General features: G+C 44.6%; 14 protein-coding genes and 1 pseudogene. 14 read left to right on the forward strand and 1 reads right to left on the reverse strand.

Going from position 1 to position 23,383, the window contains the following annotated elements; translation table 11 throughout:
• The first annotated feature begins 16 nt into the window (after window positions 1-16).
• Complete coding sequence (locus tag QMO62_RS31820; protein ID WP_284646498.1) at window positions 17-2,320, forward strand: glycoside hydrolase family 2 protein; 2,304 nt, start codon at window positions 17-19, stop codon at window positions 2,318-2,320.
• Window positions 2,321-2,519: 199 nt separating this feature from the next.
• Here the strand turns inward: QMO62_RS31820 and QMO62_RS33305 are convergent.
• Window positions 2,520-2,615, reverse strand: a pseudogene (locus QMO62_RS33305) (DUF3502 domain-containing protein); the annotation flags it as partial.
• 484 nt (window positions 2,616-3,099) lie between these two features.
• Here QMO62_RS33305 and QMO62_RS31825 point away from each other — a divergent pair.
• The 13 genes from QMO62_RS31825 to QMO62_RS31885 all read left to right on the forward strand — a co-directional run bounded on the left by QMO62_RS31825 (window position 3,100) and on the right by QMO62_RS31885 (window position 22,945).
• Window positions 3,100-4,062 carry an ABC transporter permease gene (locus tag QMO62_RS31825; RefSeq protein WP_284646499.1) on the forward strand — a complete coding sequence of 321 codons (963 nt, stop codon included), beginning with the start codon at window positions 3,100-3,102 and terminating at the stop codon, window positions 4,060-4,062.
• 12 nt (window positions 4,063-4,074) lie between these two features.
• Window positions 4,075-4,956 (forward strand): carbohydrate ABC transporter permease, encoded by an 882-nt coding sequence (locus QMO62_RS31830; protein WP_284646500.1) that lies wholly within the window; start codon window positions 4,075-4,077, stop codon window positions 4,954-4,956.
• Between the two features lie 131 nt (window positions 4,957-5,087).
• Complete coding sequence (locus tag QMO62_RS31835; RefSeq protein WP_284646501.1) at window positions 5,088-6,848, forward strand: sensor histidine kinase; 1,761 nt, start codon at window positions 5,088-5,090, stop codon at window positions 6,846-6,848.
• On the forward strand, window positions 6,845-8,446 hold the full coding sequence (locus QMO62_RS31840) for a response regulator transcription factor (RefSeq protein ID WP_284646502.1): 1,602 nt from the start codon (window positions 6,845-6,847) through the stop codon (window positions 8,444-8,446). The genes QMO62_RS31835 and QMO62_RS31840 overlap by 4 nt, the downstream gene beginning before the upstream one ends.
• Window positions 8,447-8,713: 267 nt before the next feature.
• Complete coding sequence (locus QMO62_RS31845; RefSeq protein WP_284646503.1) at window positions 8,714-10,744, forward strand: alpha-amylase family protein; 2,031 nt, start codon at window positions 8,714-8,716, stop codon at window positions 10,742-10,744.
• A gap of 32 nt (window positions 10,745-10,776) precedes the next feature.
• The gene (locus QMO62_RS31850) at window positions 10,777-11,772 is read left to right on the forward strand and encodes a D-2-hydroxyacid dehydrogenase (protein WP_284646504.1); all 996 of its coding nucleotides are present in this window, start codon (window positions 10,777-10,779) and stop codon (window positions 11,770-11,772) included.
• Between the two features lie 65 nt (window positions 11,773-11,837).
• The gene (locus QMO62_RS31855; RefSeq protein ID WP_284646505.1) at window positions 11,838-13,931 is read left to right on the forward strand and encodes an alpha-glucuronidase family glycosyl hydrolase; all 2,094 of its coding nucleotides are present in this window, start codon (window positions 11,838-11,840) and stop codon (window positions 13,929-13,931) included.
• 124 nt (window positions 13,932-14,055) lie between these two features.
• Window positions 14,056-15,573, forward strand: a complete 1,518-nt coding sequence (locus tag QMO62_RS31860; RefSeq protein WP_284646507.1) for an ABC transporter substrate-binding protein — start codon at window positions 14,056-14,058, stop codon at window positions 15,571-15,573.
• Between the two features lie 368 nt (window positions 15,574-15,941).
• Entirely contained in the window at window positions 15,942-16,679 is a 738-nt protein-coding gene (locus QMO62_RS31865; RefSeq protein ID WP_284646508.1) for an SDR family NAD(P)-dependent oxidoreductase, read from the forward strand.
• A gap of 300 nt (window positions 16,680-16,979) precedes the next feature.
• Window positions 16,980-18,416, forward strand: coding sequence for a DHA2 family efflux MFS transporter permease subunit (locus tag QMO62_RS31870; protein WP_284646750.1), 1,437 nt, complete (start codon window positions 16,980-16,982; stop codon window positions 18,414-18,416).
• 69 nt (window positions 18,417-18,485) lie between these two features.
• On the forward strand, window positions 18,486-19,715 hold the full coding sequence (locus QMO62_RS31875; protein ID WP_284646509.1) for a glycoside hydrolase family 88 protein: 1,230 nt from the start codon (window positions 18,486-18,488) through the stop codon (window positions 19,713-19,715).
• A gap of 46 nt (window positions 19,716-19,761) precedes the next feature.
• Entirely contained in the window at window positions 19,762-22,056 is a 2,295-nt protein-coding gene (locus QMO62_RS31880) for a polysaccharide lyase 8 family protein (protein WP_284646510.1), read from the forward strand.
• 19 nt (window positions 22,057-22,075) lie between these two features.
• Window positions 22,076-22,945, forward strand: coding sequence for a sugar phosphate isomerase/epimerase family protein (locus tag QMO62_RS31885; protein WP_284646511.1), 870 nt, complete (start codon window positions 22,076-22,078; stop codon window positions 22,943-22,945).
• The last annotated feature ends 438 nt before the right edge of the window (window positions 22,946-23,383 follow it).

Raw genomic sequence — 23,383 nt, forward strand, 5'->3', positions numbered from 1 at the left:
AGGGAGGTAATTTTGAGTGAGAAAAGTAATAAATCTGAATCGTGGATGGAAATTTACAAAACAAAACGAAACACAAGCGCTACATAAGTCATACAACGATGAGAACTGGGAGAACATTCATTTACCTCACACTTGGAATGCAATAGATGGTACCAACGGGTTTGATTATTATACGGGCGCCTGCTGGTATAGAAAAGAATTTGTGGTTGATAGTTTATCGCTAGGGAACAAAGTTTATATTGAATTTAATGGTTCAAACAGTGTTACGGATGTATTTGTAAACGGTCAACATATGGGACAACATAAAGGTGGATATTCTACTTTTAGGTTTGATATTACGGAAGCTGTAGAATTCGGTAAAAAAAATATTTTGGCCGTAAAGGTTGATAATACCGTTGTTGATGATGTATATCCTCAAAAAGCTGATTTTACGTTCTTCGGCGGTATATATCGGGACGTGAATTTGGTTATTATGAATCATATCCATTTTGACCTCATGGATTACGGCTCAAAAGGGATTTACATCGTGCAGGATGAAGTGAATGAAAAAAGTGCTTCCTTGAGAATCAAGGCGAGAATAATAAATACGAAAGAAGAGGATTCGAAGGCTAGGCTTTGGGTCGAGATCCTTGATGCTGCCGGCCGTTTAACGATCTATCGTGCACAAGAAGTAAATGTCCCTGCAGGTGAAACGACGGAGGTAGAAATACCCGCAATTATCAATACACCAGTTCTTTGGAATGGACCCCAAAATCCTTACTTATATGAAGCCAAAGTTTCGCTTCAAAGCTTTAATGATACGGTGGATGAACTTTCGATCCCCTTTGGGGTTAGATACTTTTCAGTTGACCCTGAAAAAGGCTTCTTCTTGAATGGCGAACGCGTTCTGTTAAAAGGTGTTGCAAGACATCAAGACAGCAAAGACTTGGGTTGGGCCATTACCGAAAAAGAGCAACTGAGAGATATGGAGCTCATCAAGGAAGTCGGAGCCAATTCAATTAGGCTTGCACATTATCAGCATGATCAATTTTTCTATGATTTGTGCGACCGGGAAGGTATGATTGTTTGGGCTGAAATACCTTTTATTTCACAGATGTCGCAATTCGAGCTGCAAGGTATTAATGCAAAACAACAAATGCTTGAGTTAATTAAGCAAAATTATAATCATCCTTCGATTATGTTCTGGGGCGTTCAGAATGAAATACAAATTGGAGGAGAAAGACCTGAAGCGAGAAGGTTGGTTAAAGAGCTTAATGAATTAACTAAAAAAGAAGACCCAACCCGATTGACGACAATGGCTCATACATCTTTCGTAGACATTAACGATCAATACAACTTTATTTCCGATATCGTAGGGTACAACAAGTATTATGGCTGGTATGGAGGTACACCGGAATATTTTTCGGAATGGATCGATGAGTTTCATAATACCAATCCCGGGGTTAGCCTATGCATATCTGAATACGGTGCTGAGGGGATTGTACAATATCACAGCAGCACTCCACAAGTAAAGGACTATTCGGAAGAGTACCATGCGCTATTTCACGAAAAGCTATGGAAGATATTCGAGAAGAAAACTTTCCTAATGGGAACCTATGTCTGGAATATGTTCGATTTCGGTGCCAATGTTCGAGATGAAGGCGGGGTAAAGGGCAGGAATAACAAAGGATTGGTGACCTACGACAGAAAGATTAAAAAAGATGCTTTTTATATGTATAAGGCTCATTGGAGCGATGAGAAGTTTGTACATATCGCAAGTAAACGTTTTGTAGACAGAGCGGAAGATAGCATTGATATTAAGATATATTCCAACTGTCAAGATGTCACCCTTTATGTCAATGGCAAAGAGGTGGGATCCAAAACGGGTGAGAATAAGGTCTTTATCTTTGAAAATGTCCCATTGCAAGAGGGATTGAATGCTGTTAAGGCGATAAGCAGCAAGACCAATGGTGTCATTGAGGACATTGCCGTGTTCAATAGAGTCGCCGAACCTAATACAAGCTATGAATGCCCTGACGGCGGTGTAGGTCAGGCCGTGGCCAATTGGTTTCAAATGCCTGACTTCAGTGATGTTGAGATCAAAGAAATCCAGATTGCGGATGATGTTTATTCAACAAGATGCAGCTTTGGGGAACTTAAAGATAATAAAGAAGCCCATGCTGTGTTAAGAGAATATTTTGGTGCTTATGATGAACACCCCATGTTTGGAATGAAACGAAATATGACGATTGATCAGGTATCAAAAATAGCAAAAGATGTGTACCATGATAAATTGATGTATAAACTGAATGAGAAATTAACTAAAATAAAGAAATCATAAATGCAAGGTTTGAGGGGATGGGGCTGTTCCAACCCTCAAATTTATCTTGTTAGCATCATCAACGCCATTGTAATCGGCTTGATGATGCTATTTTTGCCGCTGTAAGTGAAGCCAAAAGACAAAAATCTGAAAAAGGGGGGGCGGATGGTGTGCTGTTAAAAGACTGAGGCATCTCAATCTCTCCCCTCGTCCTTCGACATTATTTCTTATTTGCAGCTGCCCAAGCATTCAACTGCTTTTGCTTTTCCGCGATAACTTTATCCATACCCGCTGCTTTCAGCTTGGCTTTGAACTTCCGCTCGATAATTTTTCCTGATCATACATAACGGCCCTAACTTCCTCCAAACCCAAAAATCTGCCACTTTGACAACTTTTTTGATAGTGATTTCACGACATTTTGATAGCGCTTTTCAATGAGTTTCTTTTTCGTTTGCACAAAGTGCACTATTCGACTTAGTAATGGTTTGGTTGCTTGGCGGGTCACAAGAAATCATGGTTGTTATGATCCAAGTCTATCACGTCAAAAACGTCTTAAAAGTCGTAAAAGTTATATTCTATTAGTCGCCAAAACGTTAGTCGACCTTATCGTATTTCATTTATTATGTAAATGAGGTCAGCTGGTTCATTACTTAATTATATTTACGGGAGGGACAATCTCACATTCGCATTGTTCGGCAGTAGATCGGAATTCAGGGGAAGTGTCATATAGTTAGTTGGCCGGGTCTTATCCCCTACGATAAGTTTAAAAAAACAAGAACAAGAACTAGGAGGGTTTCCAAATGGATCAAACCGCGACGGCAGCCGCTGTGCAGGCCGGGCTAAAAAGCAGGAAAAAGAAAAGCAAATACATTGTACATGCGCCGCTTCTAATAATGATGATACCGGGACTTCTATATTTGTTGCTCACCAAGTATCTTCCCATGGTAGGCATTGTTATCGCCTTCAAGAAAGTGAATTTCGCTAAAGGCTTTTTTGGAAGCGAATGGGTCGGGCTCGCCAATTTCGAATACCTGTTCAAGACCTCGGATGCGTTCATCATTACACGAAATACAATTCTCTACAATTTGGTTTTCATTGTTGTTGGAACGATATTGTCCTTGGCCTGCGCGATCCTGTTGAACGAAATTAAGAATAAGGTGTTAGCCAAGGCGTACCAAAGCATAATTACGCTGCCGCATCTCATATCCATGGTCATTGTCAGTTACCTGGTCTATGCCATGCTCAGTCCCGAGACAGGGTTCATGAACAATACGGTGCTCCCTTGGTTAGGAATGAAAGATATTTCGTGGTATAGCGAAGACAAATACTGGCCCGTCATCCTTACAGTGGTGCATTTCTGGAAAGACGTTGGCTATTCCAGTATCGTTTTCTTCGCAGCGCTGCTCGGGATCGACGAGGAATACTATGAAGCCGCGAGGCTCGACGGAGCGAGCCGTCTGCAGCAGATTTTCCATATTACCTTACCGATTCTGACGCCGGTCATTATCATGCTGACGTTGCTCGCCGTTGGACGTATTTTCTATTCCGATTTCGGCCTGTTCTACCAGATTCCGATGAATTCCGGGGCGTTATTCAACACAACGGCTACCATCGATACTTATGTATTCAGAGGCTTAATGGGTAGTGGGGACATTGGGATGTCCACCGCCGCGGGCGTATACCAATCCATTGTCGGCTTCCTGCTTGTAATACTTGCTAACTATTCGGTACGGCTCTACAACAAAGACAACGCGTTGTTCTAAGGGGGAATCAAATTGAAAAATGAAAGTAAGGCCCTATCGCGGTTCAGCAATATTTCGATGCTCCTATTCGCTGTAATCTGTCTCCTTCCGTTCGTCCTGCTCATCTCCGCATCGCTGACATCACAGGAATCCATAATTGCATATGGGTACTCATTCATTCCTGAAACATTCAGCACGGACGCTTATACGTATCTGCTTGAAAGAGGCTCGGACATAGTCCGTGCATACGGGGTTACGGTATTCGTAACCGTTGTCGGAACAGTTGTTGGTGTGTCCATGTCGACATTGCTGGCGTATCCGCTGTCCCGGAGCGTGACGCCGCACCGCAATCTGATCATGTTTATCATCTTCTTCACCATGCTGTTCCACGGAGGCCTTGTGCCTACGTACCTAGTGTTTACGCAGCTCTTCCACATTAAGAACACGATATGGGCGCTGATCCTGCCAATGCTGATGAATGGATTTTATATCATGCTTATGCGGACCTTCTTCCAAACGACCATTCCGGCAGCATTGATTGAATCAGCGCAGCTTGACGGAGCAGGTGAGTTCCGGACGTTATGGTCGATAGTGCTTCCGCTGTCTACACCCATTCTGGCAACGATCGGTTTGTTCTCATCTATTTTATATTGGAACGACTGGCAGCTAGGGATGATTTATATTACAGATCCCAAACTTTTCAGCATCCAGAATCTTCTGAACCGGATTATGCAGGACATCGACTTTATTCATACGAATATGAGTTCGGAAGCCGGCGAAGCATTGGAGCAAATGCCTACCGATTCGGTCAAGATGGCCATAGCGGTCATCGGGGTGCTGCCTATTCTTGTTGCGTACCCATTCTTCCAGAAGTATTTTATCAAAGGGATTATGATAGGGGCCGTGAAAGGGTAAGCGAACCAAGCAAGACACAATATATATATCCGCAGCGCCACAACTGTACGATAATGGTTGTGGCGCTTGAGCGTTAATCTCGTGTATGATGAAGGTAATATTATAATGCATTGCCTTAAGGAGCAGATGCCATGAACATTCGCATAAGACATTGGCGGCAAAGGTCCTTGCGGTTTAAGCTAATAGCAAGTGTATTTCTCATGACACTGCCGCTTGTCGGCATGCTCTTGTATAACAACTTCTATGCCATCCATACTGTTCGCGGACAAGTAGCCGAGTCTTACAAAAATATGTTGAATCTATACATGGGTCAAATTGATAACGGCCTGAACGATGTTGATGCCTACATGCGTACGCTGGTAGACTCTGGGTATGATGTAGTGTCGCTTGGAACGGCCGCAACGGATACGGATTATTACAGCGCGAAAGTTTATTTGTTCAACAAGCTCTCCAAGGATATTTCGTTACACAACACAATCAATTCTTTTTTTGTGTACGTTGGGAATCGGCAGGATTATATGAATGTTTCCAGAAACAATGATATTACAATTGAGGAATCGGGCAACATTGAGCAACATATGATCGATATGATACATTCCCGCCCTATTCCGAAAGGGAGCTCTTCGAAGAGATGGATATATACCCAGATCGGACAAGATAATTTCCTATTCACTTTTGTGGAGGCCAACAACGTTTTTTTGGGCGCCTGGGTAAAGACGAACCACCTGTTAAAGCCTCTTAGTACCCTACAAATAGGGGAAGGAGGAGCAGTATTATTATCTAATAACCAGGGTAAGCCGATAACGGATACGAACCTGATCAAAGACTATGAAATCGAGCTGCATTCGAACCCTAATAACTATTATTTGTCAGGGTCATCCCAGAAATTCCTCGTCTCCGGCGCCTCTTCCAAGCGGGGGGAGTTCAATCTGGTAGCTCTTATCCCTGATCATTATATATTAGCCAAGCTCCCTTACCTTCAATCGATTGTCTGGTTTATTACGGTCGGTTCCTTCCTTTTTATACCGATTGGTCTTTATTCGATGAAGCAGACTCTTTTGGTCCCTTTATTCAAGGTGCTGCTCACTATGAAGAAGGTTCGTGAAGGGGATTGGGGCAGCAGGGTCGTATTAGAGAATACTTCCGACGAATTTATGCTGCTAGGAGAATCTTTCAATACCATGATGACGGAGATTGAAAGGCTTCGTGTCAATGTCTATGAGGAACAGCTAAATAAGCAAAGGGAGGAGCTTCAGCGCTTGCAGCTGCAGGTGAACCCCCATTTTTTCCTGAATACGTTGAATATTGTTTATAATCTTGCCAAAGTCAAGAATTACGAGTTGGTTCTTGAAATGACCATGTCCTTGATTCATTATTTCCGATTTATGTTCCGAAGTAATACTTCTCTAGTGAAACTGAAGGACGAGCTCGAACATACCCGCAATTATCTTAGAATCCAGAGCTTACGATTTCACGGTCAGCTGACCTGGACCATTGATGCTCCGGACTATGTAACGGATGCACCCATTCCGCCACTCATCATTCAATCCTTTGTTGAGAATTCAATTAAACATGCGATGACCATGGATGAACCCACCCATATTTCTGTAGAAATCGATTTTCTGGACGAAGAAATGGATTCCAAAATGAAAATATGCATCAAAGATACGGGGCCCGGCTTCAGTGAACAGCTGCTCCAAGAGCTGAAGGCGGGTAGAAGCGTTCAGAATGATCGGGGAGAGCATACGGGAATTTGGAATGTGGAGCGGCGCTTGAGGCTTATGTACGGCGACACGGTAAGGATCCAATACCTCAATGATGATCTAGGAAGCGGTGGAGCCACGGTCGATATCATTATGCCTGCAAATCCGTCGAAGGGGGAAGTAACATGACTTATCAGATGCTTCTTGTTGATGACGAAATTCATGCTATAGAGGGTGTTAAAGCGGATTTGGAGCTAAACAAGCTGGACATCTCGGGTTTGTTCACAGCTTATAATATAAGGCAGGCTAAAGATATATTTGAAAGGGAGGACATCGATATCATGCTTTGCGACATTGAGATGCCGCAAGGCAGCGGTTTGGATCTGTTGGCCTGGGTAAGAGAGCATCATCCCAATACGGTGACAATCTTTCTGACGAGTCATGCTGATTTCAAATATGCCAAGGAAGCGCTGCAACTGGGCAGTCTCGATTATTTGATGAAGCCTGTACTGGCCCAAGATCTGGAGCAAGCCATAAGGAAAGCGCAAAGTGTAATCGACCGATATACCGAAGCGAATAGAAACAGTATCTCCCATCAATTATGGATGAAGCACCATTCCTTTATCATAGAGCGGTTCTGGCTTGATCTGATCAATCATTCCATCCCGAGTCAACCGGGCGCAATCTCCGAGCAGATCGAAAGGCATCATATACCGATTACAGATCAGTCGTTCTTTGTTCCAGTATTGATATCCGTTCAAAGATGGAACAAGGTGTTGAAGCGTAGGGATGAGAGAATATTGGAATATGCTCTCAAAAATTGTGCCGAAGAGATGATCATTGGCAGCCATGGCAACGGCATATGCTTTCAGCTGGATCGTGGAATGCTGCTTGTTATCCTTCACAGGGAAGAAGATGTGGTTTCAGACCACGGTCAACAAATCGAAATATACAGGCAATATCTTGAATCCTGCAATCGTTATTTTTATTGTGACTTATCCTGCTTTATAGGCGGAACCGTTCAAGTGCATGAGATGGCTGGAATGGTTGCGAATCTAAGAGCCCGTGACCGAAACAATGTTGCATTTCTGAATCAAGTCTTCCCTTATGATTATAATAAACAAACTGAACAGCCTGCTCAACTCCCGGCACTAAGTGTAGTTTCGAGCCTTCTCAGGTCAGGCACAAAGGAAGCCGTCATGCAAGAGATAGAGAAATTTCTTGGTGATCTTGTATCGAAACAAGAATTGGATGCCAAGATGTTACATCAATTTCATCAAGATTTTATGCAGATGCTTTATTCTTTTTTGAATATAAAGGGGATACAAGCACATCAATTGTTCGGTGATGAAGAATCCATATCGATCTCGGAAGCTGCAGGGCACTCCGTTTCCAACATGCTCGCTTGGGTGAACTATACCTTGGGGAAGGCGACGCATCAAACCGAGGTGGTTAAAGAGACGGACACGGTCGTTCAATCGGTTAAGAAATATATCTCTCTGAACATCGACCAAGATTTGTCGCGGGAAAAAATTGCGGAGCAGGCCTTTTTGAATCCGGACTATTTATCGAGAATGTTTAAGAAGGAAACGGGATATACCATATCGGAGTATGTTTTACTTGAGAGAATCAAGCTAGCGAAGGAGCTTTTATCTCAAACAAACGTCCCTGTAAGCTCCGTCGCCTCCTCAGTAGGGCATACCAACTTCTCGCATTTCACTAAAATATTCAAGAAATATGCTGGATTAGGACCTACGGAATATAGAAACCAATTTGGGAGACGATAACAATAAATTAAGATGTGATTATAGCGGGAAGCTGAAAGCTCCGGGATTTGTCATAGTAAAAATCGTATAGGCAACCTTAGTCCTGAATTCCTTAGGACTAAGGTTGTTTTCATTTTACATTTCTTTCAACACCATATCGAACAAAGCATGAAGTCGTAAAAACGTTAACTATAAAGTCGTAAAAATGTTAGCTGAATACGGCATAGTTCGTTACGATGAACATGTAACGATTTCTCCAATCAAATAAATTTCTAGGAGGAAATGGTAATGACCTGGTGGCGAGAGAAACCGATGCGTCTTATTCAAACGAATTTAAGAGAGACCGACGCGCTGCTTGATATTGATGAGTACATGCAGAGTTTGGAGGAATTCTCTGCGGACGCTCTGCTTTTTAACGTCGGGGGAATTGTGGCTAATTACCCGAGTGAACTCGAATTTCATTACGTAAACCCTAACCTAAAAGACGATTTTACAGGTAAGGTGATCGAACGCGTACATGAGAGAGGGATGAAATTTATCGCCCGCTTCGATTTCAGTCGGTTAAACGAGGTGCATGCTCTTTCTAATCAAGATTGGCTGTATCGAAGCGCCGAAGGGAAGAAGATCGTTAATTACAACGGTCAAGTTCATACGTGCATTAACGGGTATTATCAACAGGAATATTCGTTGAAAGTGCTGGAGGAAGTCGTTGAGAAGTATCCAATTGACGGGGTATTTTTTAATATGATCGGGTACGTAATGCACGACTATAGCTACAACATCCATGGGATTTGTCAATGCGACAACTGCCATAAGCGGTTTACAGAGCGTACCGGGCATGATCGCTTGCCTGTAAAGCCGGATGCCAATGATGCTATATATCGTGACTATCAACGGTTCCAAACGGAAACCGTGCATGAGCTCTTCGAACGAAGGGTAGCCGTGGTCAAGAGCCGTAACCCCAATATCGCAATCGTCAACTATACCCACGGCAGTTCCGACGTCTACCGGAAAGAATCCAATTCGGGCATCGAACGACCGTTTCCGGAATGGAATTACTCGGCTACGGAAAACGTACGTACTGTACGCAGCTCCTGGGACGGGATGGCAGTTAGTAATTCGGCGGTTCATTTCGTTGATTACGCGATGCGGCATGTGGGGGTTTCTCCGCATCTGACTTCACTGAGGCTGGTCCAAAGTATGGTAAATGGCGGTTGGCTGGATTATTACGTGATCGGCACCCTCGTGAACCAAGAGGACAGGACTTGTTTCGACGGCGTGAAAGATATTTTCCGGTACCATAAAGAGCATGAGCAATATTACACAGACCTTCGATCGTTAGCCGAGGTGTGCGTGGTTGTTCCGGAGGGCAAAATGCCCGGTAGCAAGAAGGAATTGCAAGGGATGATGAGGATTCTGAGCGAAAACCACGTGCAATACGATCTTCTTCACGCTAGTGTGCTCGAATCGCCGGACTTTTTTAAAAAGCTTCAGCGGTATAAGGTACTGATACTTCCCGATCAAAGAAGCATGAGCGACGATGCTGTAGCTGCCATTGACCGTTTCGTAGAGCAAGGAGGCAAGCTCCTTGCAACGGGATTTACATCCACTTGCGACCGAAAAGGACACCCCCAGGGACGGGTTCGTTTGATAAGTCTGGGAGTGAAGGAATTTTCCCATATGCCCAAGGTTCTCGGTTCGTATTTTCGCATCAGCGAAGAGGACAAAGGCAAGCTGAGCGGATTCGAGTCCATCGACCTCGTTTACTTACACGGGGAGAAATTGGAGTGCAAGCTGGAGGATGGCGCGCTAGGACTCCTTGGATTGATTCCTGAATGCATGTTCGGACCTCCTGAAAAGTGTTATTTTACGAAAGAGAGCGAAATTCCGGGAATGATTGTAAACGGTTACGGTAAAGGGAAAAGCGCCTATCTTCCATGGGCTCTTGGGGCCCATTATGAAAAATTAAGCAACCACGGCCATGCCCGTCTGCTCATGGCGGCGCTGCGGGATGTGCTCGGTTACCGCGAACAGTTGGTGTTGACTGCTTCTCCGTTGGTTGAAGTAACGTTTCATGAAGCGCGGGGCATTTCCCGCCGATTGGTCAGCGCGATAAACTTATCCGGACAGCTTGGAACGGCATTTCATGCACCGCTGCCGATTCGCAATCTACACTTCAGCGTAAAGGCTGATCGTAAGCCTTCTCGAGTTCACGCTCTGCGGCGCTCCGGAGACATCCCATTCGAATACAAAGAAGGTCAAGTTTCTTTCAGTCTAGAAGAGCTGCAATCGTTTGAGACCATCGTAATCGAGGATTAAGACTAGATACGAAAACTGGGGAGGGTATATTCATGAATGACATTCGTTTAGTCCTTACTACTGTTTATTATGATGAGGTAAATTATAAGAAGCTAGTTGACTCCTTTGCTCCGGCAACCGTTGTTCGCTTTCGAAGAGACGATCACGAAGGTATACAGGAGGCCCTAAAAACCGCCGATGTGGCTGTGCTTGGAGGTGATCTCGATGAACGATTCTTAGAGGCTCCGTTACTTAAATGGGTCCACTGCGATCATGCCGGTTTAAACAGATGCGCCCGGCCGGAAATTTTTGAGCGTGGCCTGCGTGTAACGAGCTCGGCGGGCCGTTCGTCACCGGCGCTTGCGGAGCACGCGATGTTCTTTATGCTGGCCTTGGCATATCAATACCCGAAGTTCCTTGAAGCTCAGCGGGCTCACTACTGGGGAGTGCCCGGGCAGAACGACTTACGCGGACTGTATGGACGCACGGTCGGCATTATAGGTTTGGGGCATACCGGCAGCGAGCTGGCGGTGCGCGCAAAGGCGATGGGGATGAATGTTCTCGGGTACCGTAGAAGCAGCGCTCCACCGCCAACGGGCGTTGACCGGCTCTATTGCGGGGAAAACGGGGATACCATTGATGAATTGCTCGCAAATAGCGATTTTGTCGTGTTGGCGGTGCCGCTCAACAATAAGACTCACCACATGATCGGTCGACGGGAGCTGTCGCTTATGAAGCACACTTCCTATCTTGTCAATATGGCCCGCGGAGCGGTAATTGATGAGAACGCATTGACAGAGGCGCTCTACGCAGGAAAGATTGGGGGAGCGGGCCTGGATACTTTCACGAAGGAGCCGCTGCCTGCGGATAGTCCATTGTGGGACGCGCCTAATACTTTGATTACACCGCATACTACGCCTCAGGTACCCGATCGTACCGGCCGGTCGATAGACATTATCAGAGAGAATATCAGGCGGTATCGTGTCGGGGAGCCGCTGCTCAATCAACTGCATCCGAGCGATGTATACACGCCGGAATTACAGAAGTAAAGGTATTCCGATTTTGATCGGGGTAGTTCGAAATGAGGATGGAGAGAAAAAGGAGGGGTTTACAGATGCCAATTGCCGTAGCGTTTCGGCAGGATTCGCCAAGGGTGTGCTTCGCGGTCCGAAAACTGAGAGAAGCGATCGAGGGCACCGGGGCAATCGCGGAATATCTGCAGTTAGAGGATGCCGCAGCGAAAGCAGACATAATCATCGTTACAGGTACCGACGAAGCCTCCGCTTTAAACGGAATGATGCCGGACAGTGCATTAGGGCCTGAGGGCTTTGAAATCCGTCGGTCCTTTTATCAAGGGAAATCGACGTTGTTTATCATGGCACTGGATGAATCGGGAGCGATGTACGGAACACTTGAGCTGGCTGAGCAACTCCGGCTGCACGAAGGGATTGAGCTCGTTCCAAACAGTGTAAAGAACCCCCGATTTCCGTTTCGAGCGATCAAATTCAACCTTCCCTGGTCCAGCTACCGGCAGAATGAATGTTTTACTAATCAAATGGACACCGTTCGCGACCTTGCTTTCTGGCAGCGGTTTTTGGACATGATGGCGGAAAACCGCTTCAACGCATTAACACTCTGGAACTTACATCCATATCCATATATGTTTCGATCTAAGAATTTCCCTAAGGCCACGCCCTTTTCAGATGAAGAGCTGGCGCAGTGGAGGGAGTATTGGACGTCACTGTTTCGGATGGCCAAAGAACGTGGAATCGAAACGTACTTGGTTAATTGGAATATTTTCGTATCGGGGGCTTTCAGGAAGCACTATGAGCCTGATGCTATTGATGATCAGCAGTACCATCACGGTAGTTTCTACTCCAGCGAGCAAATTAAACGATATACGCGTGAGTGCGTAACGCAACTCATTGAAGAATATCCTGATCTTACCGGGATCGGTATTTCGTCGGGCGAACGTATGAATGGGATGTCCCCCCAGGAGCAGCAGGATTGGATCCAGGATGTGTATTACGAGGGGGTGAAGCAGGCAAACCGGCCGGTCAAATTAATTCATCGAGCGCCTTTCTCAGTTGATCCCGCCATTACGAGGAACGCGATCGATAACAACGGATTTATACCTGAGCCGGTTTGGGTTGAAGTCAAATTTAATTGGTCCCATGCTTATTCCTCCACTAGACTTCTGTTGACGCACGGGGGCTCCAATGGAATGGAGGGGTACTGGAATCCACCACCAGAGAAATACAAAATAACCTGGATGGTTCGCAACGAGGATTTCTTTACGCTTCGTTGGGCTCAGCCTGGATTTATCCGGGAGCATATCGCCTTGAACGGTCAAGAGTATGTTGGAGGCTATTATATCGGCTCAGAGTGCTTTATCCCCGGAAAGGATTATTCCCATGCCTCAGGGTGCCCGCATATGACTTGGACCTATGCCTTCGAGAAGCATTGGCTCTATTATATGTTATGGGGAAGATTGCTGTATGATCCCGCCACGCCTGACGATGTGTTCACGTCTGCCTTGGCAGGGCGTTATGGCAAGCAGGCGGGCCAATCCTTATTAAAGGCGTATTCGCTTGTTTGCGAAATGCCGAGGACACTGGCCTCTTACATCAGGTTTACATGGGATTTTACACTCTATTCGGAAGGGTTCATTTCTACCGACAGATCCGAATTTAACGAGGGCAAGGCGTTTATTTCCTTGCAGGATCTTATGGCCAGCCCGACATCCGACCCAACGTATTTATCGATCAGGGCTTACGTGGACCGGGTTTTATCAGGTCAGTCGATGGACGGCTTCGTCACTCCGCTTCAGGCTGCCTCTAAGCTGGAGACGAATGCCACGGAAGCCCTGGCGTTGCTGGACTCCATCCCGCATACGGCTCTGACAACGCTTGATTGCGAGAAGGCCGATGTCGAGGCATGGGCGCACCTGTGTCTTTACCTTTCGGATAAGCTGAGAGCAGGAGTATGCTACGAAACTTATCGAAGGACCGGGGACGAAATGGAAAGGAGCAAAGCGAAAGAGTGGTTAGAGGAGTCCCATGCGGCCGGCCATTGGGAAAACTTGATTGCCGTCACCAAATCTCACTATGTAGAGCAGCCCCTTATGCATTTGGGCAAAACTCCGTTCTCTTGGGAGCTATTCCGAGCGAATCTTGCTGAGGACATCGCTTTTGTCGGCGGGGAATAGAGGTGAAAGTGTTCAATAAGTTGTGAGAACGTAATTAAGATAGTCGTCAAAGTGCTGGTTTATGCTGTTGAAAATCGATACAATAAAAATGTAATCGCTACCAAAGTTTAAAGGGGGTATAACAATGAGTGGAAAAATGAAGATGATCAACATGTCCCTTGCCGCAGTACTGGCATTCGGCTTTCTGACCGCTTGTTCGTCGTCTACGAAGGGTGAAGGTGCGGAATCTTCCGTTGGTACAAATGACAAATCGACGAAAGACCCATATGAGCTCTCACTTGCTATTCCTGTAGCAGGAGCAGTTGATAAGGATATTCATTTGATCCAAGATGAAATCAATAAGATTGCGAAAGCGAAAATCAACACAACAGTGAAATTCAATCCGATCAGCACGGGTGCTTGGCAGCAAACTATGAATTTGATGACCGCGAGCGGCGAGAAGCTGGATATGTTGTTTGTGTTTGGTCAGAGTTACGGCCCTAATGCCGAGACGGGGAAAATTATCCCGCTTGATGATCTGTTGGATCAATATGGTCAGGACCTCAAAAAACAATTTGATCCTGACTTTCTAAATAGCGCTAAGATTAAAGGGAAAATCTATGGCGTACCGGTCCTTAAAGATTTTACTACTGGAGTTCCCGGGATCTTTATGAGAAAAGATCTGTTGGAGAAATATAAAATCGATGTAGCTTCCATCAAGAAAATTGATGATCTGGATCCGGTTTTTAAGACGATTAAAGATAATGAGCCTACCATCGCCCCTCTCGGAGTCGGGTTATCAATTCCTGCAGAAAAGTATGTTTGGTATGACAAGCTGGGTGATCGTTTTGGTGTTTTGCCTGGATTTGACAACGGTTTAAAAGTCGTGAACTTATTTGAGACCAAAGAATATGAAGACTTTTTGAAAAAGATGCATAGCTGGTTTAAAGCGGGATTCATAAATAAAGACGCCGCTACGAGTAAGGTCGGCAGTGCAGATCTCATGAAAGCAAAAAAATCGTTTTCTTACATCGAAAGTCTTAAGATAGGAGGCGTGGAAAGGGGAAGCCGCAATGCAGGGTTTGAATTAACATTTGTGCCGTTATTACCTGAAGTGTATTCAAGCACTTCCGATGTGCTTACAGGAATGTGGGCCATATCAAATAATTCCCAAAACCCTGAGAGGACCATGATGTTCATGAACCTCATTTATTCGAATGTCGAAATTGCCAATTTGCTGAAATGGGGAATCGAGGGTAAGCACTATGTGAAGGTGAAGGATAATATGATTGATTATCCTCCCGGCATTGATTCCACTACGGTTGGATATTCCACTCCAAACTGGCTTACTGCGAATCCATTCCTGACTTATGTGTTTAGCAACGATCCGCCGGATTTATGGAAATTATCAGCGGAAATGAACTATAAATCAATCAAGTCGAAAGCGCTCGGCTTTACATTCAATTCAGAACCGGTAAAGAACGAGATTACCGCCCTTAACAACGTAATGGATCAGTATAAGAAATCTCTGGAATCGGGGACCATCGATCCCGCTGATAAGCTGCAGGAGTTCAGATCCAAGCTCAAAGCTGCGGGTATCGATAAGGTTATTATGGAGAAACAAAAGCAGCTGGACGCATGGGCAGCTGCAAATAAGAAATAATTGAGTAAGGCAGGGAGAATTCGATCATCAACCAATTTAATCGGCATTGAAAGCGCTAACGACAGCCCCGACAGTTCATGTTGGGGTTGTTTAATTATTGAATGGTTATTGAGTGAGGGCTGTTGTGTTGGTTATAGGGTAGAAGTCGTAAAAGTGCTAATCCATAGGTCGGCATAGTGGTAGTCCTTTGTATTGCTAATGTTTATTATTAAATAGTAATACCATTTTACATTACGTTAGCTGTCAATTATGTAGTTCTTGAAGATATTGGACAGTTGGTAAGACAAAGTACATTGCAATTATTCGATCTAGTATTATGAAAATTTTTTACATGTTTAGTCAAAAGCTCATACAAAAAGGAGAAAATTATGGGACGAATGAATGGGAAGGTTGCAGTAGTTACTGGAGCTGCAAGTGGTATAGGGAGGGCAAGTGCAATCCTATTGGCAAGGGAAGGTGCTAAAGTCGTGTTAACGGACGTTCAAACGAACAAATTGAACGCTACAGTCGAAGAAATCGTTTCTACTTATGGTGCAGCGATCGGGTTTTCACATAATGTTGCGGCAGATGAAGATTGGACATCCGTTATTGAGAAGGCCATTGATACGTTTGGTACTGTTAATGTGCTTGTAAATTGCGCAGGAATAGGCAATAAAGGAGACACACTCGAAGAGTGGAACCGTGTCCTAAGCATCAATTTAACAGGAAGCTATTTAGGAATGAAGCACGTGATCCCGATCATGAAAGAGGCCGGTGGTGGTTCTATTGTGAATATCGCTTCCCTTGCGGGCCTTGTTGGTGGTGGATTTAACGGGTACGCTGCATCCAAAGGCGGGATTCGCGCAATTTCTAGAGCGGCAGCTGTGGATTACGCTACGGATAATATCCGCGTTAATTCAGTTTACCCTGGATTGATCATCACCCCGATGACCGAAGGGATACTTCATCATGAACAGATAAAGAAGCATTTTGAGGAGAGAACCCCACTGCCTCGTTTCGGGACCGGAGAGGATATTGCTTTTGGCGTTTTGTACTTGGCATCAGACGAAGCGTCATATGTCACAGGTACCGAATTGGTTATAGACGGAGGAACAACTGCAAAATAATATCTTCGAAGAATTACTTAAATTTCCAGAGGCCAACCGCCCTAACGACGTAGCCCTCTGAAAAGCTTGCAGGCTCTCAAAAGTAAGTATTGTTCTGCCACGGTTAGAAGCGAAGGAAGGGGATCCCTCCTTCGCTTTGCTATCTCAAGCTGAAACAAATTTACAATGAGGCTACTGCAAGGAGGGCTTTTAATTTGACGACTGGACTTCAGCATATACTTACTTAATTGAAAGAAAGGATGGATCAAGTTGAGTCGCGAACAAGCTCCTAAGGAACTCACTATTAAAAAAGGCACCATTATGCTTATTTTGATTATGGGCGCCTTCCTGTCCACCCTAAACCAAACCATCATGAGTGTAGCCATTCCAAAGCTAATGAATGCCTTTACCATTCCTGCCGCAACGGCCCAATGGCTGACTACGGGGTATATGCTGGTAAACGGGATCTTGATTCCGATTACAGCCTATCTCATGCGACGATTTACTACAAGGCAGCTATTCTTGACATCCATGATTACCTTTCTAGCCGGCACAGTCATAAGTGCCATTGCAACGCTCTTTCCCGTGCTTTTAGCTGGACGATTGATTCAGGCCTCGGGTGCCGGAATGATCATGCCGCTTCTTACCCAGGTTGTCTTGACCATGTACCCGAAAGAAAAAAGAGGCGCAGCGATGGGTATGGTAGGTTTCGCTGTCATTTTCGCGCCAGCTCTTGGCCCAACGATAGCTGGCTACATTCTTGAAGCCTATTCATGGAAAGCTATATTCTATGGTATGTTTCCGCTTGCCGCCATCGTTGTCCTTGCGGGTTATATCTACTTAAGGAATGTATCGGAACCTATCAAGTTAAGAATCGATATATGTAGTGTTATTTTATCGACCATAAGCTTCGGTACATTATTGTATGGCTTCAGTTTGGCCGGCAACAAAGGCTGGTCGAATAGTGAGGTCATGATATCTATTAGCGTTGGAATCATAGCATTAGGGATTTTTATCTGGAGGCAGCTGAGCTCTACAAGTCCGTTGTTGGATCTAAATGTATTCAAAATTAAGATGTATTCCCTAACAACGGTTATCAATATAGCAGTTACTATGGTGATGTACGCGGATATGATACTTCTTCCGCTCTACCTTCAGAATGCCCGTGGCTTTACCGCTTTAGAAGCAGGGTTTCTCCTTCTACCAGGCGCTCTTATTATGGGCCTTCTAATGCCGGTAACCGGAAAATGGTTTGATCGCTTCGGTGCGAAATGGCTGGCAATTGCCGGATTATCCATCACAATCGTAACCACAGCAGGTTTTGTTCAATTGACAGACTCGACCAGCTACTTGTATCTCCTTCTCATGAGTACAGGTCGCCGCATAGGAATGGCATTGCTGATGATGCCTGTACAAACAGCCGGTCTAAACCAGTTGCCTTCATCCCTCCATGCCCACGGCACGGCTATTACCAACACCATTAGGCAAGTGTCTGGAGCGATAGGAACTTCTCTGCTTGTAACAATCATGTCTGCTCAGACTAAAGTTCATCTGAATGAAATGACCTCTGGTCTCGAAGTGAAAGATATTTCGCAAGCACATCTAATGATCCAAGCCTCTATTGAAGGTATTAATGATGCATATCTTGTCATTATTGGGATTGGTACCTTGGGATTGCTGCTCTCATTTTTTATTAAACGATCGGAGACTGCTGTTAAGCCCTTAGGTGACGTAAAACCTTTACCCCATCGTTCGTAGACAGTGGGGTTGGTGTTATTTCAGTACATCCCTATAAATCCAAAATTTGGAAAAGTGAGGTAATGCTAAGTGAACAATGTTTTGAATGAAGGAATGAATATGAAGACCTTCAAGACTGCCCCAGATTTCAATCCAAAGGTTTACGAAGATGCGATTTCGGCTGCAATAAAAAAAGTTTCTGCCAATCTGGAAATCTTCAAGGACAAATTTCCTGCGAGTTCAACCCTTGGTAACGTGTACCCATTTAACAAACATGGAAGTAGCCGAAATGCCAACCCCGAAAACAAGGAAGGAGTCAATATAGGTTGGACTACGGGGTTTTGGACAGGAATTTTATGCCTGGTACTTGAACATACAGGGGAAAAAAGGTATTTGGAAGCGATTGAAATTCAAGTGAACAGTTTTATTGAACGAATTAAGTATCAAATCGATTGCGATACGCATGACATTGGTTTCTTATATAGTCTTTCATGTATAGCCGCTTATAAGTTAACGGGGAACGAGGCAGCCAAGTTTGCAGCCCTGCGAGCAGCTGACCATCTGATGACACGCTTCGTAGAAACGGCGGGAATTCTCCAAGCCTGGGGAGATATGAACGATCCGAATGAACGTGGACGCATGATTATTGACTGTTTATTAAATTTACCCCTTTTGTACTGGGCAAGTGAGGTTACCGGTGACTCGCATTATAAAGACGCTGCTTATTCTCATGCATTAAAATCTTTGGAGTATATTGTTAGAGCTGATGGTACGACGTACCATACCTTTTTCTTTGATGTCGATACAGGTGATCCGAGGTTCGGTCAGACCAAACAAGGACGCAGTGATGACTCCTGCTGGGCCCGCGGGCAAGCGTGGGGGATATACGGATTCGTTCTTAGCTACTTGTATACAAAGGATGATCGCTTCTTGGAAGTGAGCAAAATCCTGAGCAATTATTTTTTGAATCGAAGCCCAGAGGATTTAGTAGTCTATTGGGATCTGGATTTTGCTGATGGCAGCGGAGAGCCCAAGGACAGTTCGGCCTCAGCAATTGCTGTCTGCGGATTGTTGGAATTAGCCAAGCATTTGCCGGATGATAAGGAAAAACAATATTATTCACATGCAGCCGAGAAGATCACGAAGTCCTTGTTTGAAAATTACTCTACGTGGCAGAACGAGGCATCGAATGCACTCTTATTGCATGGAGTTTATCACAAGAACTATAACCACGGCGTGGATGAAGCCAATCTCTGGGGGGATTATTTTTACTTAGAAGCATTGACAAGAATTACAAGAAACTGGAAATTATATTGGTGATTTTGCTTCAGTGTTTAATTACATTCAGAGAGGACAAGTAATAAGAATGAAGTTGATCCAAAACGCGTGGAAACACAGAATCATTGGTATCGACGGCCGGTGGCTAACTGACCCTATCATTATGCAAGGCGTTAAGGAGCTTACCGCTGAGGCGATGCACTATTGGAGCCAGATGGAAAAGGAGGAAAGCCGCAACTTTTTATGGAAAGAATTGAGCTGCAATTCATTGTCGAGCGAGCTAACAAGTATATACGATAGGCTGCGCTGCATGACCATTGCCTTGAATACCCCCGGCTCCGAACTTGAGGGAAACACCACGCTATGCCGAGATATTGTGGCTGCTCTCGATTGGATGCTCATAAACCGATACAATACCAAGATCGTGACCTATGGGAATTGGTGGGATTGGGAAATCGGAGCACCACTCGCCTTAACCGATATTGTATTATTAATGAGTCCAAGCTTGTCCCAACAACAAATAGAAGCGTATCTGGAACCGATCGGTCGTTTTTGCCCGGAACCGCTGACGTACCTTTATTCTCAAACCCGCTATCCTGTAAGGACTTCAACCGGAGCAAATCGGGTATGGATTTGCAGGGTCTTGGTTCTGTATGCATTACTCTTGGGAGATGATGAAGCATTAAAGAAAGCCATGAATGGATTACTTTCCGTTTTTGAGTATATAACTGAAGGAGAGGGCGGCTTCTATGAAGACGGCTCCTTTGTTCAGCATGGTGCCTTTGCATATACTGGGGGCTATGGGAAATCTATGATTTCCACCCTTGTACCTATTCTAAATGTGATGGAAAGCACGCCACATCAGGTGAGTGAAGATTATAAGTCTCGTATTTACGACGTGGTATATAACTCCTACGAACCGTTACTCTTCCGAGGTTCTATGATGGACATGGCGAGCGGTCGAGAGGTAGCAAGATACGATCGGCAAAATCATGAAGTTGGACATATAGTCATCGGAGCTCTACTTGAACTCTCCACCTTTGCACCACCTCCTCATAGGGACAGGCTAAAGCAAATGGTGAGATATTGGATGCAAGAGGATACAGCTATGTCTTTCACTCTGCATGCCCCCCTTTATTTAAAGGCACTCGCAATCGAATTGCTTAAAGACAATAGCGTCATACCAACAGCGCCGACTAACAAATACAAAATGTATGGCTGCATGGCAAGGGCTGTTCTTCAGCGCCCTGAATTTGCTTTCGGAATCAGCGTGTTTTCTAAACGTATGGCAACATATGAAACGATTAACGATGAAAACAAAAAAGGCTGGTATCAATCGCACGGTCATACGACACTTTATAACGGGGATTTAGGACATTATTCGGATGGATATTGGCCTACAGTAAATCCTTATCGTTTAGCCGGGATTACAGTTACCAATCAGATTCGGGTTCCGAAATTTGGACATATGTATCGTAACCAAGAAAGCTGGGCAGGGGGGGCTGAATTACAGGGTCTTTATGGATCAGCCGGGATGTTGCTGGAGGACTATCCTACAGTCTCCGATACAAAGCCTTTGCGTGCTAAAAAATCATGGTTTCTTTTTGAAAACGAAATTGTAGCTATAGGCTCGGATATTCAATACGGAGAACCATTCCGAGTAGAAACTGTTGTGGAGAATCGCAAGCTAAACGCAGAAGGCACGAACCCATTTATGGTAAATGGTAAAGAAATGCCTAAGAACTCGGGATGGTCAGCCGTACTGCCGGACACTTGTTGGATGCATCTCAAAGGGGATGCCCCTGATTCCGATATCGGTTATTATTTCCCACAAGCAGCATTGTTGAAAGGGCAACGTGAGAAGAGAACAGGTAGTTGGCAGGAAATCGGCTTTGGTCCCGATACAGAAATTTCGCGTCACTACCTAACGTTGTGGGTAGACCATGGAGAGTCGCCTCAAAATGAAGGCTATGCCTATGTTATATTACCTGGCTTCACCTCTAATGAAACGGAACAATATGCAGCTCAACCAAAAGTAGAGATCATACAGCAGTCGTCCTCAGCCCATGCTGTTTATCACTCAGGCCTCGGGATTCTTGGAATCAATTTCTGGAAGGATGAGATAACCACAGTCAAGGGAGTGACTTGCTCGGCAAAAGCTTCTGTCATGATCTTAACGACGGATGATACGATTGAAATTGCTATTAGTGACCCAACGCATGAAAACTGCGGCATCATTGAAATGGATCTTCTAATGTCAGCAAGCGACATTGAAGCAAAGGACGATCTAATCAAGGTCGTGAAGTTATTCCCCACGATCAAGCTGCAGTTCAACTCAAATCTAACGCAAGGTAAGACTTCGAGCATTATTTTAAGAAGATAACGATGAAAGGCTGGTTTCCATGGCTATTGAAGCAGGTGTGAACGTTTCATCCGTTCAAGATGATCTTTGTAAAGATTATTTCCGTACATTAGAACGGCTGGCTGAACTCGGTTATAAAAATGTCGAGCTCATTGGATATAATAAAAGTAAATACACAAGATTCATGGATGATATCCCTATAGATCAGCTAAAAGAAAAGCTTACCCAATATGATTTAACAGTCATCTCTGCACAGGAATTAGGTAGATCTGATAGACCCATTGATGTGCACGATTGGGATGCTGTGTGTTCTTATTACGAGCAAATCAATTGTCATTCTATTGTAATCCCAACTGTATGGATGCAGAATCGTGATGATGCGGTGCGTATAGCAGGTGAAATGAACCGCGTAGGGCAGCGTTTAAAGGCAAATGGATTTGCGTTTTATTACCATAACCATGCTCACGAATTCCAGCGGGACGGGGAAGAGACCCTGTACGATATTCTAATCCAGAATACCGACCCGGACTATGTGCGGTTTGAATTGGATCTAGGATGGGTGTTAAGGGCAGGAATCCAACCTACAGAGATTCTCGAAAAGCTAGGCAGCCGGTGTGAGATCGTACACTTGAAGGATATTAACATTAACCCTAGATTTCCTGTCAATATATTTGAAGCACTGAAGCAAGATGGCATGAAAGCATTTGACAGCTTCAAGATCTACCAGTCCTATACATCTCCGGAGGACTATGCTGACTTAGGGTCTGGAGCGTATGATTTAGCGTCATTATTTACATTCATCAAAGAAATGGGTCATACCCGTTATGCCATTGTCGAGAATATCGGAGCATCTTCGGATAAATTCAACAGTCTTGCTAGTGATCTTGATATTGTAAGGCAATATATATGAAAATAGCAACCCACTTCTCACCTACTATTGATCCCAAGACTATTCACGCTTGATTGATCGGGAGCTTCATAAGCATATTAAAGCATCGGCTATAACAATGAATCCGAAGGATAACAATGGATAACAGAGAATGCCGCACTTAATAGTTTTTCTAACGAATTCTGAAACAAACCATTTTATTGGCCGCGGCGCACTTCAAATTCTAATCAATTCTGGAACAACAAAAACGGAGCCGAGCGGGTTTGCGGGCTCCGTTTTCTAATTAATTCTGGAATATCAGGCAGCTCCTTTTTCTGATGCCGTTTCTTAGGTATCGTGAGAACGCCGTTATAGTGCAGAAATCCAAGGTCCCAAAAACGAAATGCCGCGCCGACATGACGCTTTTCTTACATATACAATGAAAAGGCGATTTGCTACAATAAGTAATCATACTCTACA

The sequence above is a fragment of the Paenibacillus silviterrae genome (assembly GCF_030167925.1).
Lineage (GTDB): Bacteria > Bacillota > Bacilli > Paenibacillales > NBRC-103111 > Paenibacillus_G > Paenibacillus_G silviterrae.